The sequence below is a fragment of the Streptomyces sp. NBC_01707 genome, assembly GCF_041438805.1.
In the GTDB taxonomy this organism is placed as follows: domain Bacteria; phylum Actinomycetota; class Actinomycetes; order Streptomycetales; family Streptomycetaceae; genus Streptomyces.
In genome coordinates, this window is record NZ_CP109190.1 from 6259677 (window position 1) to 6281808 (window position 22132).

Annotated in this window: 20 protein-coding genes and 1 riboswitch; of the genes, 12 read left to right on the top strand and 8 right to left on the bottom strand. The window is 69.8% G+C overall.

Annotated features, from left to right (window positions below; all coding sequences use genetic code 11):
- Positions 1–15 precede the first annotated feature (15 nt).
- Together proP and bcp are read right to left on the bottom strand one after the other, a co-directional pair.
- Positions 16–1512, bottom strand: a complete 1497-nt coding sequence (gene proP / locus OG963_RS28140) for a glycine betaine/L-proline transporter ProP (protein ID WP_093776830.1) — start codon at positions 1510–1512, stop codon at positions 16–18.
- 112 nt (positions 1513–1624) lie between these two features.
- A complete protein-coding gene (gene bcp, locus OG963_RS28145; RefSeq protein WP_093776832.1) occupies positions 1625–2092 on the bottom strand; it encodes a thioredoxin-dependent thiol peroxidase in 468 nt (155 codons plus the stop codon).
- Between the two features lie 127 nt (positions 2093–2219).
- Between bcp and OG963_RS28150 the strand changes: the two genes are divergently transcribed.
- From OG963_RS28150 to OG963_RS28160, 3 genes are all read left to right on the top strand, one after another.
- Positions 2220–2540 carry a DUF3618 domain-containing protein gene (locus OG963_RS28150; RefSeq protein WP_093776834.1) on the top strand — a complete coding sequence of 107 codons (321 nt, stop codon included), beginning with the start codon at positions 2220–2222 and terminating at the stop codon, positions 2538–2540.
- A gap of 54 nt (positions 2541–2594) precedes the next feature.
- Positions 2595–2933, top strand: coding sequence for a co-chaperone GroES (locus OG963_RS28155; protein WP_030923137.1), 339 nt, complete (start codon positions 2595–2597; stop codon positions 2931–2933).
- Between the two features lie 58 nt (positions 2934–2991).
- Positions 2992–3058: riboswitch (guanidine-III (ykkC-III) riboswitch) on the top strand.
- Between the two features lie 33 nt (positions 3059–3091).
- Positions 3092–3412, top strand: coding sequence for a multidrug efflux SMR transporter (locus tag OG963_RS28160; protein ID WP_030923141.1), 321 nt, complete (start codon positions 3092–3094; stop codon positions 3410–3412).
- An 18-nt stretch (positions 3413–3430) separates the two neighbouring features.
- Here OG963_RS28160 and OG963_RS28165 read toward each other — a convergent pair whose 3' ends face one another.
- A complete protein-coding gene (locus tag OG963_RS28165; RefSeq protein ID WP_371799580.1) occupies positions 3431–5800 on the bottom strand; it encodes a transglycosylase domain-containing protein in 2370 nt (789 codons plus the stop codon).
- 190 nt (positions 5801–5990) lie between these two features.
- On the opposite strand from OG963_RS28165, the gene OG963_RS28170 reads away from it, so the two are divergent.
- The 4 genes from OG963_RS28170 to OG963_RS28185 all read left to right on the top strand — a co-directional run bounded on the left by OG963_RS28170 (position 5991) and on the right by OG963_RS28185 (position 9449).
- Complete coding sequence (locus OG963_RS28170) at positions 5991–6791, top strand: ABC-2 family transporter protein (RefSeq protein ID WP_093776838.1); 801 nt, start codon at positions 5991–5993, stop codon at positions 6789–6791.
- Positions 6784–7674, top strand: a complete 891-nt coding sequence (locus OG963_RS28175; protein WP_093776840.1) for an ABC transporter permease — start codon at positions 6784–6786, stop codon at positions 7672–7674. Before OG963_RS28170 ends, OG963_RS28175 begins: the two co-directional genes overlap by 8 nt.
- Positions 7675–7700: 26 nt before the next feature.
- Positions 7701–8687 carry an ATP-binding cassette domain-containing protein gene (locus OG963_RS28180; RefSeq protein ID WP_371126458.1) on the top strand — a complete coding sequence of 329 codons (987 nt, stop codon included), beginning with the start codon at positions 7701–7703 and terminating at the stop codon, positions 8685–8687.
- Between the two features lie 102 nt (positions 8688–8789).
- The gene (locus OG963_RS28185) at positions 8790–9449 is read left to right on the top strand and encodes a DUF1707 domain-containing protein (RefSeq protein WP_176902306.1); all 660 of its coding nucleotides are present in this window, start codon (positions 8790–8792) and stop codon (positions 9447–9449) included.
- A 73-nt stretch (positions 9450–9522) separates the two neighbouring features.
- On the opposite strand, the gene OG963_RS28190 is transcribed toward OG963_RS28185, so the two are convergent.
- A complete protein-coding gene (locus OG963_RS28190; protein ID WP_319325146.1) occupies positions 9523–10776 on the bottom strand; it encodes an SGNH/GDSL hydrolase family protein in 1254 nt (417 codons plus the stop codon).
- A 153-nt stretch (positions 10777–10929) separates the two neighbouring features.
- Between OG963_RS28190 and OG963_RS28195 the strand changes: the two genes are divergently transcribed.
- Positions 10930–12324: a DUF445 domain-containing protein gene (locus OG963_RS28195; RefSeq protein WP_256328184.1), complete on the top strand. Its 1395-nt coding sequence runs from the start codon at positions 10930–10932 to the stop codon at positions 12322–12324.
- A 139-nt stretch (positions 12325–12463) separates the two neighbouring features.
- On the opposite strand, the gene OG963_RS28200 is transcribed toward OG963_RS28195, so the two are convergent.
- Positions 12464–12766, bottom strand: coding sequence for a hypothetical protein (locus OG963_RS28200; RefSeq protein ID WP_093776846.1), 303 nt, complete (start codon positions 12764–12766; stop codon positions 12464–12466).
- 195 nt (positions 12767–12961) lie between these two features.
- Between OG963_RS28200 and OG963_RS28205 the strand changes: the two genes are divergently transcribed.
- From OG963_RS28205 to OG963_RS28215, 3 genes are all read left to right on the top strand, one after another.
- Complete coding sequence (locus tag OG963_RS28205) at positions 12962–14464, top strand: MFS transporter (RefSeq protein WP_093776848.1); 1503 nt, start codon at positions 12962–12964, stop codon at positions 14462–14464.
- On the top strand, positions 14461–15051 hold the full coding sequence (locus tag OG963_RS28210) for a TetR/AcrR family transcriptional regulator (RefSeq protein WP_093930481.1): 591 nt from the start codon (positions 14461–14463) through the stop codon (positions 15049–15051). The genes OG963_RS28205 and OG963_RS28210 overlap by 4 nt, the downstream gene beginning before the upstream one ends.
- A gap of 64 nt (positions 15052–15115) precedes the next feature.
- Positions 15116–15694: a hypothetical protein gene (locus OG963_RS28215; protein WP_319739584.1), complete on the top strand. Its 579-nt coding sequence runs from the start codon at positions 15116–15118 to the stop codon at positions 15692–15694.
- 14 nt (positions 15695–15708) lie between these two features.
- On the opposite strand, the gene OG963_RS28220 is transcribed toward OG963_RS28215, so the two are convergent.
- The 3 genes from OG963_RS28220 to OG963_RS28230 form a co-directional block, all read right to left on the bottom strand.
- Positions 15709–16440 (bottom strand): SDR family oxidoreductase, encoded by a 732-nt coding sequence (locus OG963_RS28220; RefSeq protein ID WP_093776852.1) that lies wholly within the window; start codon positions 16438–16440, stop codon positions 15709–15711.
- A gap of 241 nt (positions 16441–16681) precedes the next feature.
- Positions 16682–17119, bottom strand: a complete 438-nt coding sequence (locus OG963_RS28225; protein WP_093776854.1) for a cupin domain-containing protein — start codon at positions 17117–17119, stop codon at positions 16682–16684.
- Between the two features lie 360 nt (positions 17120–17479).
- Positions 17480–19201 (bottom strand): NAD-dependent malic enzyme, encoded by a 1722-nt coding sequence (locus tag OG963_RS28230; protein ID WP_093776856.1) that lies wholly within the window; start codon positions 19199–19201, stop codon positions 17480–17482.
- Between the two features lie 620 nt (positions 19202–19821).
- Here OG963_RS28230 and OG963_RS28235 point away from each other — a divergent pair.
- Positions 19822–21978, top strand: a complete 2157-nt coding sequence (locus tag OG963_RS28235; protein WP_371799581.1) for an FUSC family protein — start codon at positions 19822–19824, stop codon at positions 21976–21978.
- Positions 21979–22132: the final 154 nt, after the last annotated feature.

Genomic DNA, 22132 nt, shown 5'->3' on the forward strand with positions numbered 1-22132 from the left:
GTCAGGGGTCAGGGGTCAGAACTTGGGCTCGGGAGTCTGGGCCGCGCACAGCTCCGCCGCCTCCTGCTCCGTCTCCACCGACGGGGGCGATCCGTCCAGCGGCCGCTGGGCGGTTTCCTTCATGCAGGCCACCGCGATCACGCCGACCAGGGCCGCCGCCATCGCGTAGTACGCCGGCATCAGGTTCGTACCGCTCCAACTGATCAGCGCGGTGATCACCAGCGGGGTCGTACCGCCGAAGAGCGAGGCCGAGAGGTTGTAGCCGACCGACAGGGAGCCGTAGCGGACCTGGGTGGGGAAGAGGGCCGGGAGGGCGGCGGACATCGTGCCGAGCATGCAGACCAGGGAGAGGCCCAGCATCAGCATGCCGATCGTGATGGCCGGGATGCCGTCCTGGCGGATCAGCAGGAAGGAGGGGAGCGACAGGCAGAGGAAACCCAGCATTCCCGCCATCAGCAGCGGCTTGCGGCCGAAGCGGTCGGAGAGCTTGCCGACCTGGCTGATGATCAGCATCAGGAAGATCATGACGGCGAGCAGGACGAGCAGGCCGTGGGTCTCGCTGTAGCCGAGTTCGTCGGAGAGGTACGTCGGCATGTACGACAGCAGCATGTAGTCGGTGATGTTGTAAGCGCCGACGAGGCAGATGCAGAGGATCAGCGTCGGCCAGTACTGCCGGAAGATCTTCGCGAGGTCACCCTTGGCCGTGGTCTCGACGCTGTCGGCGGCCTCGGTGGCCTGGGCGTTGCCGCCCTCCAGTTTCTGGAAGGCCGGGGTCTCGTCGAGGCGCAGTCGGAGGTAGAGGCCGACCAGGCCGAGGGGGCCCGCGACGAGGAACGGGATGCGCCAGCCCCAGGACTCCATGGCGGGGGTGTCGAGGACGGCGGTGAGTGCGGTGACGAGGCCGGCCGCGCCGACGTATCCGGCCAGGGTGCCGAATTCGAGGAAGCTGCCGAAGTAGCCGCGGCGTTTGTCGGGGGCGTACTCGGCGATGAAGGTGGATGCGCCGCCGTACTCTCCGCCGGTGGAGAAGCCCTGGATCAGGCGGAAGAAGATCAGCAGGGCGGGTGCCCAGAGGCCGATCGAGGCGTGGGACGGGATGACGCCGATGGCGAAGGTGCCGACCGCCATCATGATCATGGTGAGGGCGAGGACCTTCTTGCGGCCGATCCGGTCGCCCATGGGGCCGAAGAACATTCCGCCCAGCGGGCGCACCAGGAAGGCGACCGCGAAGGTGGCGAACGAGGAGAGCAGCTGGGTGGTGTTGTTCCCGGACGGGAAGAAGACGTGCCCGAGGGTGACGGCCAGGTAGGAGTAGATGCCGAAGTCGAACCACTCCATGGCGTTGCCGAGGGAGGCCGCCTTCACCGCCCGCTTGACTGCCTGGTCGTCGGTGACGGTGATGTCGGACCGGCGCAGCCTGGGGTTCTTCCGTTGCCGGATGGCGCGGAAGAGGGTGGGGTGGCGTTTGACCGCTTCGGGGTCGGCCACCTGCTGAAGGTCGGAGGCCGCCATGGCCGGGTCCTTTCCTCGGTGGGTGTTCCAGGAAGGGCTTCTGCGCGGTCATGGCGGTCGCAAACCGATGGGGGGTGAAAGTGCGACGCCCGTCACATGGGCGTGGTGGTGGTCAGATGCCGAGGTCCTTGATGATCTTGGCTACGTGGCCGGTTGCCTTGACGTTGTAGAGGGCGCGTTCGACCTTGCCCTCCTCGTCGACGATGACCGTGGAGCGGATGACGCCCGTCACCGTTTTGCCGTAGAGCTTCTTCTCGCCGAATGCGCCGTAGGCCTGGAGGGTTTCCTTGGACGGGTCGCCGACCAGTGTGACCTCGAGGTTTTCCTTCTCGCGGAACTTGGCGAGCTTCTCCGGCTTGTCGGGGGAGACGCCGATGACGTCGTATCCGGCGCCGGTCAGGAGCTCCAGGTTGTCCGTGAAGTCGCAGGCCTGCTTGGTGCAGCCGGGGGTGAGGGCGGCCGGGTAGAAGTAGACGATGACTTTGCGGCCCTTGTGGTCGGCGAGCGAGATGTCGTTGCCGTCGGCGTCGGGGAGGGTGAAGGCCGGGGCGGTGTCGCCGGGCTGGAGTCGCTCGCTCATGGTTCTCCTCAGGGGCGTGTGGGGTGTACGGGACCGAGCGTAATAGGGGTGCCGCCGGGTGTGCGGGCGGCTGAGCTGACAGACTGTCGATGAAGGTTTACCGGACGACGACCACGGAGGCGGCGCAGTGTCGGATGCCAGGACCCCTGCGCAGATCGAGGCGGACATCATCAGCAGGCGTGAGCAGCTTGCGGTGGTGCTCGATGAGATCGGGGTGCGGGTGCACCCGAAGACGATCATCGGTGATGCGAAGGCCAAGGCTGTCGAGGCCGCGGACCGGACGGCCGGGCGGGCGTTTGTCGCGGTGAATCGGACGGTGTCCGATGTGAAGGCGCAGTTTGTGTCGGAGGATGGTGCGCCGCGTCTGGAGCGGGTGGTTCCGGTGGCGTTGCTGGCAGCGGGTGTGCTCGGGCTGGTCGTGGTGTCGGCGCGGCGGAAGAAGCGCTGAGAAGGCTGACCCCGGGGGCGTGCGACGCGGCTGCGGACAGGTAGGTTTCGGGTCGTGAGCGAGAACACCGACGACAAGCTGCCCATTCGCATGCTGCATGACCGTGTGCTGGTCCGGTCCGATACGCCCGAGGGCGAGCGGCGTTCGGGCGGCGGCATCCTGATTCCGGCGACGGCTGCGGTCGGTCGTCGACTGGCCTGGGCCGTGGTGGTCGCGGTCGGCCAGAACGTGCGGACGGTGGAGCCGGGCGACCGGGTGCTGTACGACCCCGAGGACCGTGCGGAGGTCGAGGTGCGCGGTGTGGCGTATGTGCTGATGCGGGAGCGGGATCTGCACGCGGTGGCTGCGGACCGGTTCGAGGGTTCGGTGGATTCGACCGGGTTGTATCTGTAGCTCTCCCGATGTGCTCGAGATAAGGCCTGGTGACAGCCGTCACCAGGCCTTTTGCCTGTTCTTTGCTATGTTGGTGGGACCCCGACGAGACGCGCCGTACCGGGCTTTCGCAAAGACGACGCACCCGTGATGTCCGTGTGTCTGTCGGAGGTGCCGTCGTGGCGTGGGTTCTGCTTGTTGTCGCCGGTCTGCTGGAAGTGGGCTGGTCGATCGGGATGAAGTACACCGACGGGTTCACCCGGTTGTGGCCGAGTGTGTTCACCGGACTCGGGATCGTGGCCAGCATGGTGCTGCTGTCGCAGGCGGCGAAGTCGCTGCCGATCGGTACGGCGTACGGCGTGTGGGTCGGTATCGGTGCGGCGGGGGCGGCGGTGCTGGGCATGGTGGTGCTGCACGAGCCGGTGACCGCCGCCCGGGTCTTCTTCGTGTGTCTGCTGCTGGTGGCCGTGGTGGGCTTGAAGGCGACCTCGGGGCACTGAGTCGTCGATCGGCCGGTTTCACGGCCGGTTCGGGGCCGGGAGCGGGTTCGGGACCGGGGTGGAGGCCGGGTCCCGGCGGGCGCCGCCGACGCCGCGCGGGAAGAAGTCGTCGAAGTCGCCGTTGTCCCCTCCGTCGGTGAATTCGCTGTCCGGCGGGCCGGTGGGTGTGTCCGGCGGGATGGCGGGTTCGATGTCGGTGGGCGGGATGGGCGGGATGGGCGGGTTGGCCGGGCTGCTCGGCTGCGTGTCCGACGGTGGAGCGAACGGGGTGTCGGTGTCGGTCGGTTCGGTGGCTTCGTCGGTCGGCAGGTACGGTTCCTCGGCGCCTCTCTCGAGGGTGAGGTCGAAGTTCTGGACGCTGGTGCCCTGCAGCGCGGCGCCGGTGTACTGGGCCCAGGTCTGGGCGGGCGCGCCGCCGCCGTTGACCCGGGACAGGCCGAGTGCTCCGTACAGCGGTTCCTGCACCCCGGTGTCGGGGTCCTGGCCCATGACGGCGATGACGGTCGCGAGGTCGGGGGTGTAGCCGGCGAACCAGGCCGCCTTGTCCTCCTCGGCGGTGCCGGTCTTGCCGGCGGCGGGGCGGCCGGCGCCCTGGGCTGCGGTTCCCGAGCCGTTTTCGACGACGCTCTGCAGGATCGCGGTGGTGGTGTCGGCGGCTTCGCGGCTGACGGCCTGCTCGGTGCTCCGGTCGGGGAGGGTGAGGTCCTCGCCGTCCTTGCTGACCTTGTCGACGAGGGTGTACGCGGTGCGTCTGCCGTGGTTGGCGAGGGTCGCGTACGCCCCTGTCATGTCGAGGACGCTGGCGGTGGCGGTACCGAGCGCGATGGACGGCGATGCGGTGAGGTCGGGGGTGTTCTTGGGGATGCCGAGGTCGATGGCGGTCTGTTTGACGATGTCGGGGCCGACGTCCTCGGCCATCTGCGCGTAGACGGCGTTGACGGACTTGTCGGTGGCCATACGGACGGTGATCGGTCCGTAGCTGACGTCGTCCTCGTTGGCGGGGGCGTAGCCGGTGGGTCCGTTAGGTCCCTGGACCATGCGCCTGTTGGTGCCGTCGTAGACGGTGTTGGGGGTGATGCGTCGGCCGTCCTGGGTCCTGGAGCCGTTGGCGACGGCGGAGGTGAAGACGAACGGCTTGAAGGTGGAGCCGACCTGGTAGTCGCGGCGGGTCGCGTTGTTGACGTACTGCTTGGTGTAGTCGATGCCGCCGTACATGGCGACGACCCGGCCGTTCGTGGGGTCGATGGAGGCGCCGCCGACGCGGACGTTGCGGTCGGCCGTGCGGTCGTCGCTCGTCTGCGACATGACGTTGTCGTCGACGGCTTCGACGAGGGCGTTCTGTTTCTTCTTCTCCAGCGTGGTGGTGATCCGGTAGCCGCCGGTGGCCAGCGTCTTCTCGTCGATGATCTGGTGGGTGGTGAGGTAGTCCTTGACGGCCTGGACGATGTAGCCGCGCTGTCCGGAGAGGCCGGTCGATCTCTTCACCTTGTCGGGCACGGGGAATTGCATGGTGGCGCGCTCGGATGCGCTGAGCCAGTTCTCCTTGACCATGCCGTCGAGTACGTAGTGCCAGCGGGCGACGGCCGCGGCCTTGTTCTCGGGGTGGACGACGACGTCGTACGCGCTGGGGGCGTTGAGCAGGGAGGCGAGGTAGGCGCCTTCGGCGGTGGTGATGTCGCCGATGTCCTTGCCGTAGTACGCCTGGGCGGCAGCCTGGATGCCGTAGGCGTTACGGCCGAAGTAGCTGGTGTTGAGGTAGCCCTCGAAGATGTGGTCCTTGCTCACCTCGCGATTGAGCTTGATCGCGATGAAGAACTCTTTGATCTTGCGGATGACGGTCTGTTCCTGGCCGAGGTAGTAGTTCTTCACGAACTGCTGGGTGATGGTCGAACCGCCTTGTCTGCCCTTGCCGGTGAGGGTGTTCCAGCCGGCCCGGAACATGGCCTTGATGTCGACGGCGCGCTCGGAGTAGAAGTTGCGGTCCTCGGCGGCAAGGACGGCGTGCTGGACGGGGAGGGGGACCTGGGCGAGCTGGACGTTCTGCCGGTTGACGTCGCCGTCGCGGGCGATGACGGTGCCGTCCTTGTAGAGATAGACGTTGGACTGAGCGGTGGCGGTGGGGTTGGCGGGCGGGATGCCGACGAGCTGGTATCCGGCGATGAAGCCGCCGATGAGGATCAGGGCGATCACCAGGAGCGTGGCGAGTGCGGCCCGCCAGGTGGGGACGGCCCGGCGCCAGCCGGTGCGCCGGGGCCGGCCGGTGCCCCCCTTCTTCCCTTCGGGCGCGGCAGCCTGGCCTGCGGGTGCGCCGGCGCCGGCAGAGAGGTCCCTCGGGGTCCAGTTCCCGTTGCCGGGATCCCCGCTCTGCTGCTGTGGCTCGTCGCTCATGTCGGTGAAGACTCCTCGGCCGCGGTCAGTTCCCCCATACTGCACTTTTCTATGCAATAAGCACCGGATCGACCTCCGGAGGGGGGCCGAAAAGCGGTCGCGGCGGCTGCCGCCGCTGGACTAGGGTCGTGCGCTTTGGTGCCCGGCGCCGTTGGGCGTCCGAGTGCGAACGAGTGCGGGGGCGATTGAGGTGCGGCTGTACGCGGTGGTCGCTGCGGGCGGGTTTCGGCGCTATGCCACCTACCGGATCGCGACGGCGGCGGGGGTGTTCACCAACACCGTCTTCGGTTTCATCCTGGCGTACACCTATATGGCCCTGTGGGACGCGCGGCCGCAGCTCGGTGGTTACGACATGTCCCAGGCGCTCACGTACGTGTGGCTGGGCCAGGCGCTGCTGGCGACGTGCGCCATGATGGGCGGCGGTTTCGAGGACGAGCTGATGGAGCGGATCCGTACCGGCGATGTGGCGATCGATCTCTACCGGCCTGTCGATCTTCAAATGTGGTGGCTGGCCGGGGACTTGGGGCGCGCTGCGTATCAACTGCTGGCACGCGGCATCGTGCCGATGGTGCTGGGCGCGCTCGCCTTTCCGCTGGCGCTGCCCACGTCGCCGGGGATCTGGCTGGCGTATCTGGTCTCGGTCACGCTCGGTGTGGTGGTCAGTTTCGCGGTGCGCTATCTGGTGGCGCTCTCCGCGTTCTGGCTGATGGACGGGGCGGGCGCGACGCAGATCGCGTTTCTGGCGGGGTTGTTCTTCTCCGGGATGCTGCTTCCGCTGACGCTGTTCCCGGGGCTGCTGGGCGAGGTGGCACGCGCACTGCCGTGGTCGGCGCTGTTGCAGGTGCCGGCCGATGTGTTCCTCGGCAAGCACACGGGGTGGGGGCTGGTGGGGGCGTTCGCGTTCCAGGGCGGCTGGGCGCTTGCGCTGCTGCTGGCGGGGCGGCTGGTGCAGTCGGTGGCGACGCGCAGGGTGGTGGTCCAGGGTGGCTGAGGTTGCAGAGACGGCACAGGCGGCGGAGGCCGGAGGGGGCGTCGAGGCGCCCGGGCCGGCGTTCGCCGAACGGTCGAGGCTGGTCGAGGGGGTCCGTGCGTACGGGCTGATCGCCGCGATGTGGCTGCGCTCGACGATGGCGTACCGGGCCTCGTTCGTCATGACCACGCTCGGGAACTTCGCGGCGACCGGCTTCGACTTCGTCGCGATCATGCTGATGTTCGCCCATGTCGACGAATTGGGCGGCTACACGCTGCCGGAGATCGCCCTGCTGTACGGGGCTTCGGGAACCGCTTTCGGCCTGGCCGATCTGGTGCTGGGGTCGATGGACCGGCTGGGCCGCCGGGTACGGGACGGCACGCTGGACACGCTCCTGGTGCGCCCGGTGCCGGTTCTCGCCCAGGTGGCGGCGGACCGGTTCGCGCTGCGCAGGCTGGGCCGGATCACGCAGGGGCTGCTGGTGCTCGGGTACGCCCTGGTGACGCTGGACATCGGCTGGACACCGCTGCGGGTGGCGATGGTGCCGCTGATGCTGCTGACCGGGGCGGCGATCTTCGGGGCCGTGTTCGTGTGCGGGGCGGCGTTCCAGTTCTTCGCGCAGGACGCCGCCGAGGTGCAGAGCTCCTTCACGTACGGCGGGAACACGCTGCTCCAGTACCCGCCGACGATCTTCGCGAAGGATCTGGTGCGCGGGGTGACGTTCGTCGTGCCGCTGGCCTTCGTGAACTGGCTGCCCGCACTGTATGTGCTGGGCCGCGACTACCCGCTGGGGCTGCCGGAGTGGGTGGCGTTCCTGCCGCCGGTGGTGGCGGGGGTGTGCTGGGTGCTTGCGGGGACGGCATGGCGGGTGGGCCTGCGCTCGTACCGGAGCACGGGAAGTTGACCGGCGGGAGAACGAGGGCATCGGACATGGGCATGGACACGGATACCGACTTCATCGAGCTCGACAACGTCGAGAAGGTCTTCGACGTGCGCCGCAGGACGGGCTTCCTGCGCAGTGAGCGTCGCGAGGTCCGCGCGGTCGACGGGATCAGCTTCCGCGTGCCGCGCGGCGAGATGGTCGGCTACATCGGCCCGAACGGTGCGGGCAAGTCGACCACCATCAAGATGCTGACCGGCATCCTCACCCCGAGCGGAGGCCGGCTGCGGGTCGCGGGCATCGACCCGTCCAGGGAGCGTACGCGGCTGGCACACCGGATCGGTGTGGTCTTCGGCCAGCGCACCACGCTCTGGTGGGACCTGCCGCTGCGGGACTCGTACCGGCTGGTGCACCGGATGTACCGGATCCCGGACGCCCGCTACCGGGAGAACCTGGACCGCTGCATCGAACTCCTCGACCTGGGACAGCTGTTGGACGTACCGGTGCGGCAGCTGTCGCTCGGGCAGCGGATGCGCGGCGATATCGCGGCGGCGCTGCTGCACGACCCGGAGGTGCTGTACCTGGACGAGCCGACGATCGGCCTCGACGTGGTCTCCAAGGCGAAGGTCCGCGGCTTCCTCCGCGACCTGAACGCCGAGCGGGGTACGACGGTGCTGCTCACCACCCATGATCTGACGGACATCGAGCAGCTCTGCCGGCGGGTGATGGTGATCGACCACGGTCGTCTGATGTACGACGGGGCGCTCGCCGGACTGCACGAGATCGGCGCGAGCGAACGTACCCTGGTCGTCGACCTGGAGTGCGAACTCCCGGCGATCCGGCTGGAGTCGGAGCCATCGGTGCGTACGGTGAAGGTGGAGGGGCCGCGGCAGTGGCTGGCGTTCCCCGCGTCCGGATCGGCGGCCCCGCTGGTGGCGCGGATCGCCGCGGAGTATCCGCTGGTGGACCTGTCGGTGCGGGAGCCGGACATCGAGGCCGTGATCGCGAGGATGTACGCGTCGGCCGACAGCGCGTAGACAGTCATGACATGACGTCAATTACCGCTGACGGCAGTCGGATCGGTGACGTGGGCGGAAGCGTTCAATAGGCTGCGCGGTATGACGAGCGAACATCCGGACATGCGTGCTTCCGATGCCGAGCGTGAGCGTGTCGCCGAGGTCCTGCGCGAGGCGGTGGCAGAGGGTCGGCTGCAGATGGAGGAGTTCGAGCAGCGGCTCGACGCCACCTACAAGGCGCGTACACATGGCGAGTTGGAGCCACTGGTCCGTGATCTTCCGGCGCCCGGCGGGGTGGTGGCACCGGTGGGTGCGGGAAGCTCGCCCGCGCGTACGGGTTCGTCCGGTGTCGACTGGGCGGCACGTGTCGGCGGCCCCGCCACCTCGACAGGGGCGTTCGCTTTCTGGGGCGGCTTCAGGCGCAAGGGCACATGGACGGTGGCCCGGAAGTTCACCGCGTTCGCGATGTGGGGCGGCGGCGAGATCGATCTGCGCGAGGCCCGCTTCGAGGACCGTGAGGTCGTCGTCCGCTGCTTCACGATCATGGGCGGGATGCAGGTGACGGTCCCGCCGGAGCTGGATGTCGAGGTCAGGGGCATCGGCATCATGGGCGGCTTCGGCGACCGGGCGTCGGGCGAGGGCATCCCCTCTCCGGGCTCACCGCGGGTGCGGATCACCGGCTTCGCGCTGATGGGCGGGGTCGATGTGGAGCGCAAGCGGACGAAGGCGGAGAAGGAGCGGGAGCGTGCCCGGCAGCTGAAGAAGGGAACGGGGGAGGAGTAGGGCCCGCACGGCGACGGGGGACACGGCGGTGAGCTGTGCGAGCTCACCGGACCCCGTCGCTGCGGTGAGCCGGTCAGAGCTGGTCGGACGCCGGCCTGTTCCGGTGCAGGGTCCGCAGATCCACCTGCTGGCCCAGCCGCAGATATCCGTTGTCGTTGAGGTGCAGATGGTCGCCGCAGTCGAACTCCGGGAGGAGCCTGCTCGGCCGGTACGGGTCGCGTACCACCCGGTCGAAGTCGACGACCTCGTCGAAGATGCCGCCCGCCCGGATCAGCGCGTTGACCTGCCTCCGTACGGCGTCCTCGGCAGGCGTCCAGGCGAGGGAACCCTCGAACGGCATCAGAGTGGCCCCGACGACGTGCAGACCGCGGGCGTGGGCACGCTCCGTCATGGCCCTGAGCGCGTCCGCGATCCGCTGCGGGTCCCGCTCCTTCGGGAACTGCTGCACGTCGTTGATGCCGAGCGCGATGATGACGGTCTTCACATCGGCGACGCCCAGCACGTCCCGGTCGAAGCGGGCGATCGCCCGCTGCCCGTACATCTGCCCGTAGCCCTGCCCGTCGCGCAGGATGCGGTTGCCGGCGATGCCTTGGTTGACCACCGCGTACCGGCCGCGAAGCCGGTCGGAGAGGACGTCGGGCCAGCGGCTGTTGGCATCGAGGGTCGAGCCGGTGCCCGCGGTCAGCGAGTCGCCGATGGCGACGATCGCCCCGGCGGCAGCCTTGTTGCGGACGTCCACGGCGGTGAGGTAGCGCCACAGGTTGCTGCGCCACGTGCCGCGTCCGTCCGCCACGTACGAGGTCTGGTGGCTGTTCGGGTGGACGGTGACGGGGCCGTCGGCGGTGGGTGTACGCAGGGTGACGACCAGATCGGCGTCGGGGGCGACAGGGACGACGACCGGGTCGCTGACGATCTGCCCGCCTGCCGGGATCGTGACGGACGGGGTGCCGCGGAAGGAGACGGGCCTGGTGTTCACGGTGGCCCGATCGACGAGCAGCGGGTGCGTGCCGAAGAGGTTGGACAGGGTGATGCGCGCCGCGTCGCCGCCGATGCTGGTGTGGACGACGTTTCGGATGATGCGCTGGGTCAGGTCGTCATCGGTGGACGTGTCCGCCACACCGGCCGTCGGAGCCCCGGCCCAGGTGCCGATCCAGACACCGGTGGAGTGGGCCGGCGCGGCGGGCGTACGGGCCACCGACTCCGTGCCGACCTGCTTCGCTCCGCCGCCGGAGAACAGTAGGGATCCGGCGAGCGCCACGATCGCGGCGAGCGCGGCGGTGCCCGCCACAAGGGCTGTGAGCAGGGCGGGTCCGTGGCGCCTGGGCATGGGTGGAGTGTCTCCTCGTGAGGGTGCGGGCTGATCTCATGATGAAGCAGGGCGCGGGGGAACTCGACATGCGGCCCGGGAGTAGGTCAGGTAGGGACAATGCGTACGGGGCACCGGGGTCGATGCGTAGGTGTACGCGGACGGGTGGAGCGGATGGAACGGATCGAGCGGACCGAGTCGGGCGAGCCGGGCGGGGGACCTGCCGATCCCGCACGGGCACCGGGCGGCGCGGACGGGAGCTCCGGCACGGCAGCCTCGGCTCCCGTGCGGCCCGCTCCCCTCGCCTCCTTCGCGTACACGGCCGCCGACGAGGAGAAGCGGCGTGGCGTACGCCGTATGAAGACCACGGCCACCGGCCTCCTCCTGCTTGTCGCGCTCGTGTACGTCCTCGCCACCTGGGCGAAGAACGTGGGTGTGGGCGGCTGGCCGGGCTTCGTCGCCGCGGCCGCCGAGGCGGGGATGGTGGGTGCGCTGGCCGACTGGTTCGCCGTCACGGCGCTGTTCAAACGTCCGCTCGGCCTTCCGATCCCGCACACCGCCATCATCCCTACCAAGAAGGACCAGCTCGGGGCCTCATTGGGTTCCTTCGTCGGGGAGAATTTTCTTTCGGGCGATGTCGTACGAGGCCGGATACACGCTCTCGGTATCGGCGGCCGGCTCGGCGCCTGGCTGGCGGAGCCGGAACACGCCGACCGGGTGACCGCCGAGCTGGCGACCGCGCTGCGCGGTGCGCTGACCGTCCTGCGCGACTCCGACGTACAGGCCGTGGTCGGTGAGGCCATCACCCGGCGGGCGAACGCGGTGGAGGTCGCCCCCGGTCTCGGCAAGATGCTGGAGACGATCGTCGCGGACGGCGGCCACCGCAGGGTCGTGGACCTGCTCTGCGTACGCGCGCACGACTGGCTGATCCTGCACGGCGACTCGGTGATGGACGCGGTGCAGGGCGGGGCCCCGGGCTGGACGCCACGGTTTGTCGACAAGCGGGTGGGGGAGCGGGTCTACAAGGAGCTGCTGCGCTTCGTGACCGAGATGCGGGACATGCCGGAGCATCCGGCGCGCTACGCGATCGACACGTTCCTGACGGACTTCGCCGCCGACCTCCAGAGCGACTCGGACACCCGGGCGCGGGTGGAGCGGCTGAAGTCGGAGATCCTGGGGCGGCGCGAGGTCCAGGACGTCATCGCGTCGGCCTGGTCGTCGGTCCGCACGATGATCATCACGGCGGCGGAGGACGAGCAGAGCGAGCTGCGGCTGCGGGCGCGCGCCTCGCTGATGTCGCTGGGGGCGCGGCTGGCGACGGACGGCCGGCTCCAGGCGAAGCTGGAGGGCTGGCTCGAGGACGCGGCGGTGTATGTCGTCACGACGTACCGTACGGAGATCACGTCGCTGATCAGTGACACGGTCGCGAGCTGGGACGCGGATCAGACGTCGAAGAAGATCGAGGCGCACATCGGCCGTGACCTGCAGTTCATCCGAATCAACGGCACGGTGGTGGGTGCGCTGGCAGGACTGCTGATCTATTCGGTGTCGCGGGCGTTCGGCGCGTAACGGCAACGCTTGTGAGGGTTCCGGGTGCGTACCCGGCCTGTCGTACGGGTACGCACCCGGCTTACGCGGGGGAGTGCTCTTGAATACGCGCCCCGTCGCCCTCGCGTTCAGTGTTCCGCGGGCCTTGCGAAAAAATTTCTCAGGCGGCGCGGCGGGTGACCGCCCATGACGCGGCGGCGACCGTGCCGGCCACGGTGAAGACGGCGGGCCAGGCGCCGAGCTTCTTGGCCAGCGGGTGCGATCCGGCGAACGCGGCGACGTACGCCGTGGTCAGAGCGGTGGCCGCGCGGGGTCCGGCCTGCCGGTTCCACTCGTACGCGGCGACGGATCCCGCGGCGGCGAGTGCGACTCCACCCAGCGGCCGCTTCTTGGTCCAACGCGCGATCGCGTATCCGCCGACCAGTCCGCCCGCCGCAACCGCCGCTGCCGGAACCTTCGCCATAGCCGCCACCTTCGCCCTCTCGCCGGCCGGTTCTTCCCGCTGCCCGGCTCCTGTCGGCTTCCGAGGCTAACGCGACGGGCGAACCTCAGGTTGCCGGAGGGGGTGCACATGCGTTTACCTTGAAGGTGAACGCATGTGCACCCCCCTCAGGCTTCCGCCACCCGGCACCACTGCCGAGCACCGTACGGAGAACGCATGTCCGCGGACATATCCGCCCTCGACGGGGCAGCCGGGCAGCCCCGGACCCCGCACCACCCGCGCTTCGCCGTAGGCGTCCTCGCGTTCTGCGGCGTCGTCGTCGCGGTCATGCAGACGATCGTCGTCCCGCTCCTCCCGCACATCCCGGCCCTCACCGGTGCGACCCCGACCGCCGCGAGCTGGCTGGTCACCGTCACGCTCCTCACCGGCGCCGTCTTCACGCCCGTCCTGGGCCGGGTCGGCGACATGTACGGCAAGCGACGGGTGCTCGTGGCGTCGCTCGCGGTCCTCGTGATGGGCTCGGTGCTGTGCGCGGTCAGCTCCCACATCGGCGTACTCATCACCGGCCGCGCCCTCCAGGGCGCCGCGCTCGCCGTCGTACCGCTGGGCATCAGCATCCTGCGCGACGAACTCCCGCCCGAGCGCGTCCTCTCCGCGGTAGCCCTGATGAGTTCGACGCTCGGTATCGGTGCCGCCGTCGGCCTGCCGGTCGCGGCACTCGTCGTCGAGAACTTCGACTGGCACACCATGTTCTGGGTGTCGGGCGCGATCGGCCTCATCGACATCGTGCTGGTGCTCTGCTGCGTACCGGAGTCGCCGCTGCGCACCCGCGGCCGCTTCGACGGTGTCGGTGCGCTGGGTCTGTCCGCGGCGCTGGTCTGCCTGCTGCTCGCGGTGACGCAGGGCGCCGACTGGGGCTGGACGTCGACTCGTACGGTCGGCCTGCTCGTCGCGGCCGTGGTGGTGGCGCTGCTCTGGGGCGCGTACGAGCTCCGCGTGCCGACGCCCATGGTCGACCTGCGGGTCTCGGCCCGCCCGGCCGTCCTGCTCACCAACGTCGCCGCCCTGCTGATCGGATTCGCCTTCTACGCGAACTCACTGGTCACCGCGCAGATGGTGCAGGAACCGAAGGCGACGGGCTACGGGCTCGGCGCCTCGCTGGTCGTCAGCGGGCTGTGCCTGCTGCCGGGCGGTGTGGCGATGGTGGCGCTCTCGCCGGTGTCGGCGCGGATCTCGGCGACGTACGGGCCGAAGGTCAGCCTGGCGCTGGCGGCGGGGATCATCGCCGTCGGCTACGCAGTGCGCTATTTCACCAGCCACAGCCTGTGGTTGATCATCGCCGGCGCGACGGTCGTCGCCTCGGGCACGGCCATCGCGTACTCGGCGCTCCCCGCCCTGGTGATGCGCGGGGTCCCGGTCAGCGAGACGGGTGCGGCCAACGGTCTCAACACGTTGATGAGGTCGATCGGACAGGCCTTCTGCAGTGCGACGGTGGCGGCGGTCCTCGCCAACATCACCTTCCAGGCGGGCGGCCGGACGGCACCGACTCTCCACGCGTACCAGGTCGTCTTCGTGATCGCGGCGGGCGCGGCGCTGCTGGCGCTGGCGGTCACACTGTTCCTGCCCGGCAGCCGTACACCTGCGACAGGTACGGTCGGAGAGGACCGCAAGGACCGCGAAGGCGGTGCGCGGACGATCCCGATCGAGGAGGGCGCATGAGCGGCAGCGAGGCCACCGTTCCGGCCCCTTCGGCGTCCCCGGCCCCCGCCGACCAGGGCACGGGCCGGGACGCGATCCTGCGCGCGGCACGGCGGGCGTTCACCCAGCGACCGTACGCCGAGGTGACCATCCGGGGGATCGCCGCGGACGCCGGAGTCAGCCCCTCCCTGGTCGTGAAGCACTTCGGCCGCAAGGAAGAACTCTTCAACACCGTCGCCGACTTCGGCCCGGCCGCCGAGGAACTCTTCGACGCCCCGCTCGACACGCTGGGCCGCCACATGGTGGTGACTCTCGTACGCCGCCGGCGCGAGCTGAAGTCGGACCCGCTCCTGCGCGTCGTGTTCTCCCTGGGCAACCAGGACGAACGCTCCCTGCTGCGCGACCGCTTCCACGAGCAGGTCACCGAGGCACTGATCGCCCGCCTGCCCGGCCGTGAACGCGCCCTGCGCGCCGAGCTGATCGCCGGTCACCTCCTCGGCCTCGGCGCCACACTGAGCCTGCACCGCGACGGCGCGGGTTCACTGGCCACCCCCGAACACCTCGCCGATCTGTACGCGCCGGCGCTCCAGACCCTGATCACGGGCTGAGGCCACCGGGCACGGATGGCCGACCGTGGCGGTATGGTCTGGGCCAATCGACGAGGGGGGCCTCATGTCTGTCCGTACAGCCCGTGCCCGATCCACCCGTGCCCGCGTGCGTGCCGCCGCCGGGCTGACCGTGCTGCTGGGCGCGTGTCTGATCGGCTGCAGCAGCGTGGAGACATCGGAAGGTCCCGGGGGCGACGTTCCGTACGTGGCGCCGTCGGCGAATGAGGCAGCCGCGTCCCGGGCGGCGGAGGCGCAAGCCGAGGCGGACGCCAAGGCGTCGGCCGATGCGGAGGACGCCGCCCGTATGTCCTCGGAGAAGCCCGCGACCACGCCCCCGCAGGTCCGTGACGCGTTCGCCACCCTCCAGGCGACCCTGGACGACACCTGCACCCCGGGCGCGGGCGACTGCGCCTACGTCCTGGGCCGGGTCCACGACGAACTGGCGGGCCTGGAGGCGTCGATGAAGGCGCATCCGAAGGACCCGGGGCACTTCAAGGAGCCCGTGGCCTGGATGACCACCCTGGACAGGACGCTGAAGGGCGACACCTCCACGGAGAACCTGGAGAAGCACCGCTCCGAGCTGTTCGGCACGCGCGACCGCATCAACACGTGGATGCAGGGCCACCCGGAGGACTACCGCTGACGGGACCGCGTCGTTCAGGAGAGCCAGTCGGTGTAGTGGGTGGGAGCGATACGGGCGTCGCCCTTGGCGGTGAGGACGTCGCCCCGGACGACGGCGAACATGCCGGCCGTGTCGTCGGTGACGACAGTGCGGCCGTCGGGGCGGGCGTTCAGGGTCATCCGGCCTAGTTCGTCGAGGGGGAAGACGTCGGGTCCGGCGACGTTCAGGACACCGTTCAAAGGCGTGCCGGCAGCGACTTCGGCGACAGCGTCGGAGACATCCTGTGCGGCGATCGGCTGGATCGGCGTAGAAGGCAGGCGGACGGTGTCGCCATCGGTGGTCATGGCCAGGACCGAATCCATGAACTCCATGAACTGGGTGGCGCGGACGATCGAGTACGGGATCGACCCGGTCTTGAGGATGTTCTCCTGGAGGATCTTGGCCCGGTAGTAGTCGAGGTCCGGCACCTGTTCGATGCCGACGATCGACAGGATGACGACATGCCCCACCCCGGCCTTCCGGCAGGCGACCAGGAGGTTGTCCATCGAGGTCTGGAAGAACGCCGGGGAGGTGTCGTCGAAGGTCGGTGAATTCGTCAGGTTGACGACGACATCGACGCCGGCCACCGCTTCCTGCAGGCCCTGGCCGGTGATGATGTCGACACCGGTGGACAGCGAGTGCGGCACGACCTCGTGTCCCGCCGCCTTCAGCTTCTTCACGACCTGCGACCCGATCCGGCCGGTACCGCCCATCACTGCGAACTTCATGGGTCACCTTTCGTCGCGCACCATCGGGTGGCTCTTCGAAGCCCCGATGGCGCACCGGGGAGGGAAAGGGATCTGACAGCGAGTCCGAATCGGGGCCGGTGCCCGTCTTCGCGTCGATGCTCCGGCAACGGGGCGACGATTTCTTCATCGCCGTGACGCGATTACTCGGTGCCCGTGGTCATTGCCGTATGCCTGTCGGCTCGCCGACGTCCGTGAACCGGCGTGGACTGCACCGCCGAGGTCAGGCAGGCCGCGGAGCCCGCCGGTCCTTGCGCTGCGCCAGCTCCTCGTCGTCGACCAGGGTAAGCATGGGCTGGCCCGGCGCGCACATCATCGTCACGAGGAAACGGCTCCGGGAGTCCGTCCGGTTGTTTCCGTCCTGATAGTGGATGACGTCTCCGCCCGGTTCCCAAAAAGTTTCCCCGGCCTTGATCACACGCTCCGGCTCACCTTCGAGCTCGAAGAGCATCTCCCCCTCCAGCACGTAGCCGAAGGCCGGCCCCGAATGCCGGTGCGGAGGAGTGCCCGGATCTCCTGGGGGGAATTCGACGAGGATGGTCATCACCTCGGCCCCTGCCGGGATGGACGGCGGCTCGGCCGTCTGCAGAACGGTCAGCGCGGTCTTCCATGCATCGGACCGTGGTTTCCGACCTGTGTTCGCGGGCTCGTTGCTCGACATGATGAAGCCTCCAGTGCCTGGGCTGCACGGACCAGCTTCGCACCGGCCCGTACGTGTCGCCTGTCGTCCGACGCGCTGCCCGGGCACCGTCCGGGGCCGGTTGTGACGTCGTTTCGGCGAGGCCGAGGCCGCCGCAGGGGCCGCGGCATGCCGACCGGGATCAGGGCGGTGAAAAGTGGCCCGCCTTGAGCCAGGAGCCTGACACCGCCGACAATCTCGGCGGGCCAAGGACTGTTCCGGCGCGGCCGTGCCCGGGCCGGACCAGCGGCTGTCATCGGCGCGGGTCAGGACGACCGGGACCCGCACCCGCCGGAGCTCGATGCTGCGGCGCGCATTCACGCGGACGTCGCCGGACGTCGGTCAGGATCCTCCGGTGTCGCGGACGGCTTTGATCTCCGGGTAGACCGGCTGCCACATGGCGTCCCGCACCAGCTTGCCGAAGCCGTCGTCGACCTCCGTGCGGGCGACGCCGTCGTGGGCCGCGGCGCGGCCGACCGCTCCCGCCACCGCGGCGGAGGTCGCGCGCAGCGCGTCGGGCATCGGGAGGACGGGCGCGCCCGGCGTACTCCCGTCGACCTGTCCGGCCACCGCGTGCGCGGCGGCGACGAGCATGCCGTCGGTGACGCGGGTGGCGCGGGCGAGGATGGCACCCAGGCCCAGCCCGGGGAAGATCAGCGCGTTGTTCGCCTGGCCGATCAGATACGTCACGCCCCGGTACTCGACCGGTTCGAAGGGGCTGCCGGTGGCCACCAACACCCGCCCGTCGGTCCATTTCAGCAGGTCGGCGGGGGTGGCCTCGGCCAGCGGCGTCGGATTGGACATCGGCAGGATGACCGGTCGCCGCGTGTGGGCCGCCATCTCCCGTACGACCTGCTCGGTGAAGGCACCGCCCTGACCGGAGGTGCCGATCAGCACCGTCGGCCGGACCCGGCGGACCACTTCGTCGAGGGCGACGCCACCGTGCTGCGCGTCCCGTTCCCAGCCGGCCACCTCGGCCACCGGACGGGCGTAGCGGATCTGGGCGTCGCGCAGGCCGTCCTGGTCGTCGGTCAGCAGGCCGTACCGGTCCACGGCCCAGAAGCGGCGGTCGGCCTCCTCCTCCGGCAGTCCGTCGGCCACCAGGGCGTCGCGGAACTGGTCGGCGATGCCCGTGCCGGCGCTGCCGGCGCCGAAGACGACGATGCGGTGGTCGGTCATCGCCATGCCGCTGGCCTTCGTCGCGGACAGCACGGCGGCGAGATTGACGGCACCGGTGCCCTGGATGTCGTCGTTGAAGGTGAACACCCGGTCCCGGTAGTGGTCCAGGATGCGGCGGGCGTTGGCGGTGCCGAAGTCCTCCCAGTGCAACAGCGCGTCGGGGAAGAGCCTGTTCGCGGTGGTGACGTACGCGTCGATGAAAGCGTCGTACGCCTTCTCGTCCACCCGCGGATGGCGGTTGCCCAGGTAGAGCGGGTCCTCCAGCAGCTGCTGCCGGTTGGTGCCGACGTCCAGCATGACCGCGAGTGTGCGGTTGGGGTCGACCCCGCCGGCCGCGGTGTAGACGGCGAGTTTGCCCTCGGAGATGTCGATGCCGCCGACACCCCAGTCGCCGATGCCCAGGATCGCCTCACCGTCGGTCGCCACGATCAGATCGACGTCGCCGGCCCCGAGACCGGAGCCGCGCAGCGCCTGCTCGATCTCCTCGGGGGCGTTCACGGAGAGATAGATCCCGTGCGGGCGACGGAACTCGTAGCTGTAGCGCTCGATCGCGGTGCCGACGGTCGGGGTGTAGACGATCGGCAGCATCTCGCCGAGGTGGTCGCCGACGAGCCGGTAGAACAGCACCTCGTTGCGGTCGTGCAGACCGGTCAGATAGACGTTCTTGGCGAGGTCGCTGGGCTGCGAACAGTACTGCGTGTAGGCGCGCACCGCCTGCTGGTCCTGGGTGAGGGACTGCGACGGCACCAGGCCCACCAGGCCCAGTGTCGCGCGCTCCTCCGGCGTGAAGGCCGTGCCGCGGTTGAGCCGTGGATCGGTGAGCACGGCCCGGCCCGTCGCGGTGGTCTCGAAGCGGTGTTCCCCGGCGATCCACTGGGTGCCCATGAGCGGTCTCCCGTCGTCGGCCCTCGTCGGCGCGGTCGGATTCTGGGGTACGCGGGGCTGTGGGTGACCTCCTTGATCAGAGGATCCAGAAGGACAGGAGACGTGTGCGTGCGAAGTCCTCCACGGGCATGCGTGCCTCCATGGGTTCCGGCCCGCGCATTGCCATGTTCCATCGGCTCACCCCAACGGCGCCACCGGAGAAAGCCGCACTCCTCCGCGCTGCAGGTTCCCCGGGTCCCCGGCGGCCCGGCGCCGCCGTCATCGCACCCCGCTCCGTGCACCGCCGTCGGCCTCCGCCGGGATCAGGCCCTCCGCGAGGGCCTTCGCATCGCCCGCCGCGGGCCCGGATTCCTCCGTCGCAGGCCCGGATTCCCCGCCGCGGGCCCGGACTCGCCGGTGCCGGGTTCTCCTCCGGGGCGACGGCCCACGGCAGACTGCCAGGTGCGGTCATCGTGCTGGGTTTCCTCTTCGAGACGTCCGACATCTCGAAGAATCAGCCGATGGCCGCCTCACATTCGGGCTCGACACTCGCCACACGGAGCAGGGATGCAACCGCAGCGACACCATCCGACCGGCTGCCCGTCCCGTATCCCGCCGGGAATGCGTCGCCCCCGTCTAGGATGACCGACGATCAGCGTCGACGGACGCACGGCACGCTTCGGTCCAGCCGCAGCTATCTGGCCCGGTTCCAATGGCGGAAGCTATGGCAATTCGGGCCGTTCCGTTGGGGTGATGTCGCTCTCTGGCGCGCAGTGCGGGTGGCCGTCGGTGTGATGGTGCCGCTCGCGGTCGGATCGGCCTGCGGACGCCTCGACTACGGTGCCTTCGCGGCTCTGGGAGCGCTGCCTGCCGGATTCGCCTCGTTCCAGGGTGTGACCCGGAGCCGGGTGGCGGCCGTGGCAGTGGCCAGTGCCGGCATGGCGGTGTCCACCTTCGTCGGGGCAGCCACGGCGGCGGTCGCGCCATGGCTGCTGGTAGCGGTCGTCGTCATCTGGGGTTACGTCGTGGGGCTCGCCGTCTGCCTCGGGCCGAGGCTGAGCGTGGCAGCCCTCCAATGGCCGGTGGGGCTGCTGATCGCGAGCGGCATGCCGCTAGGGCCGACGGAAGCCGCACTGCGGGCCGGTCTGGTGCTTGCCGGCGGGCTGCTCCAGGGCGTGCTCGTCGCCGTTTCCTGGGCTTTCCGGCGAGGCGACCCGGAGCGCACGGCGCTGGCCGAGTCCTACCGGATCCTCGCGGTCTACGCCTCCGGCCTGACAGCCGGGCACTTCGGGCCGCCGTCGGCGACGGCCTTTCCCGCGGCCGTCGCTCTCACCGACCCCAACCCGCTGCTGCCCGTCACCGCGCGACTGCGCCTCCTGGACCTGCTCGAGCAGGCGGAACGCATCCGCGCCTCGCTCGCGACCCTGGCCGAGCGTACCGCTGACGACCCTTCGGAGGCCGCCCTCCGCCCTGCCGCGGACGCCGCCCGGGTGCTGGATCTCATCGCGGACACACTGAGTGCCGGACGGGCCGAACGTGCCGGACGCACCCGCGAGTTGAACGCACTCATGCCGAGCCTGGTCGTCGCCCCGGGCACCCGTGGGCAGTTGGCCACCGAGGCGCTCTTCGGGCAGCTCCGCGCCGTGACCCGGAGCCTGGCAAGCCTTGAGACGGGTCCTGGGCGAACGCCGGTGAAACGCACGGCGATCAGCCCTGTGGTTCCCGTCGGCCAGGACGGGATGGGATGGGCCGCCCTCACCCTGCGGGCCAATCTCGCCCTTTCCGGGGAGACCGGGCGTCACGCTGTGCGGCTGGCTGTCGTCGCGGGGCTCGCCGAGGCGATGGTCCAGGCCACCGGCCTGTTCGAAGGCCGTTGGGTGGTACTGACGATCTTTTTGGTGCTCAAGCCCGACTACACCTCCACGGTGTACCGCAGCATCCAACGGGCAGTGGGTACCGCCGTCGGAGCGGGCCTCGGCGCGGCAGCGGCGCATCTTGCCCACCCGAGCCCGGTCGGGCTGATCGTCGCGGCCGGGATCGCTGTCGCGGCCGCCTACGCCCTGTTCGACGTGAACTACGTGATCTACAGCAGCTTCCTCACCGTCTTCATCGTGATCCTCCTCGACATCTTCGGCCTGCCCGCGGACACCACCGCCGTGGCCCGCCTGACCGACACCGCTGTCGGAGCGGTCCTCGCGCTCATCGCCTACTCGGTGTGGCCGACCTGGGAGGGCCTCACCGCCCAGGAGAAGTTCGTCCGGCTGATCGACGTCCACAACACCTACGTCACCGCCCTGCTGCGCAGCCTTGCCCGGCCCGTGCGGACCGATCCGGCCCGGCTACGCGGCCTTCAAGCCGCATCCCGCCGCGCCCGCACCGATGCCGAGGCATCCTCGGAACGTCTGGCCGCCGAGCCGCCGCACTCGCCGTTGACTCCCACCGCTGCGCGGACCCTGGTTGCCGTGGTGACCCGGCTGGCCCACACCGAACTGCTGCTGCACGCACTCGTCCCGCCGCAGGCCACGGCCATCGGACGGGAAGAAGGCGGGCCCCGGGATGCCGATGCCGATCGGCTCGAAGCCCTGGCAACCGCGTTCGATATCGCGATGATCACTCTGGCCGAGGCGGTCAGGACGCTGCAGCCTCCCGGCCCGCTTCCCCCGCTCCGTCAGGTCCAGTGCGCGCTGGGCAACCGGCCGACCGCGCTCGATCCCCGGCTGCTGCAGATCACGGACCACCTGGTCGACACCGCCCATACGCTGGAGCACGTCCTTCGGCGACAACTTGCTTCACCATGAGGGTCGACCGAGCCGGCAATCCATCGACCTCGGACGGCTCCGGCGGCGTCACGGCCATCGCGGAGTACGGGGACGGCCCCGGTCGCCGGGGCCGACCGGCCCTGCGCATGACCCCGCCCCGGTACGAGCGGGATGTGACGCGTACCGAGGCGGG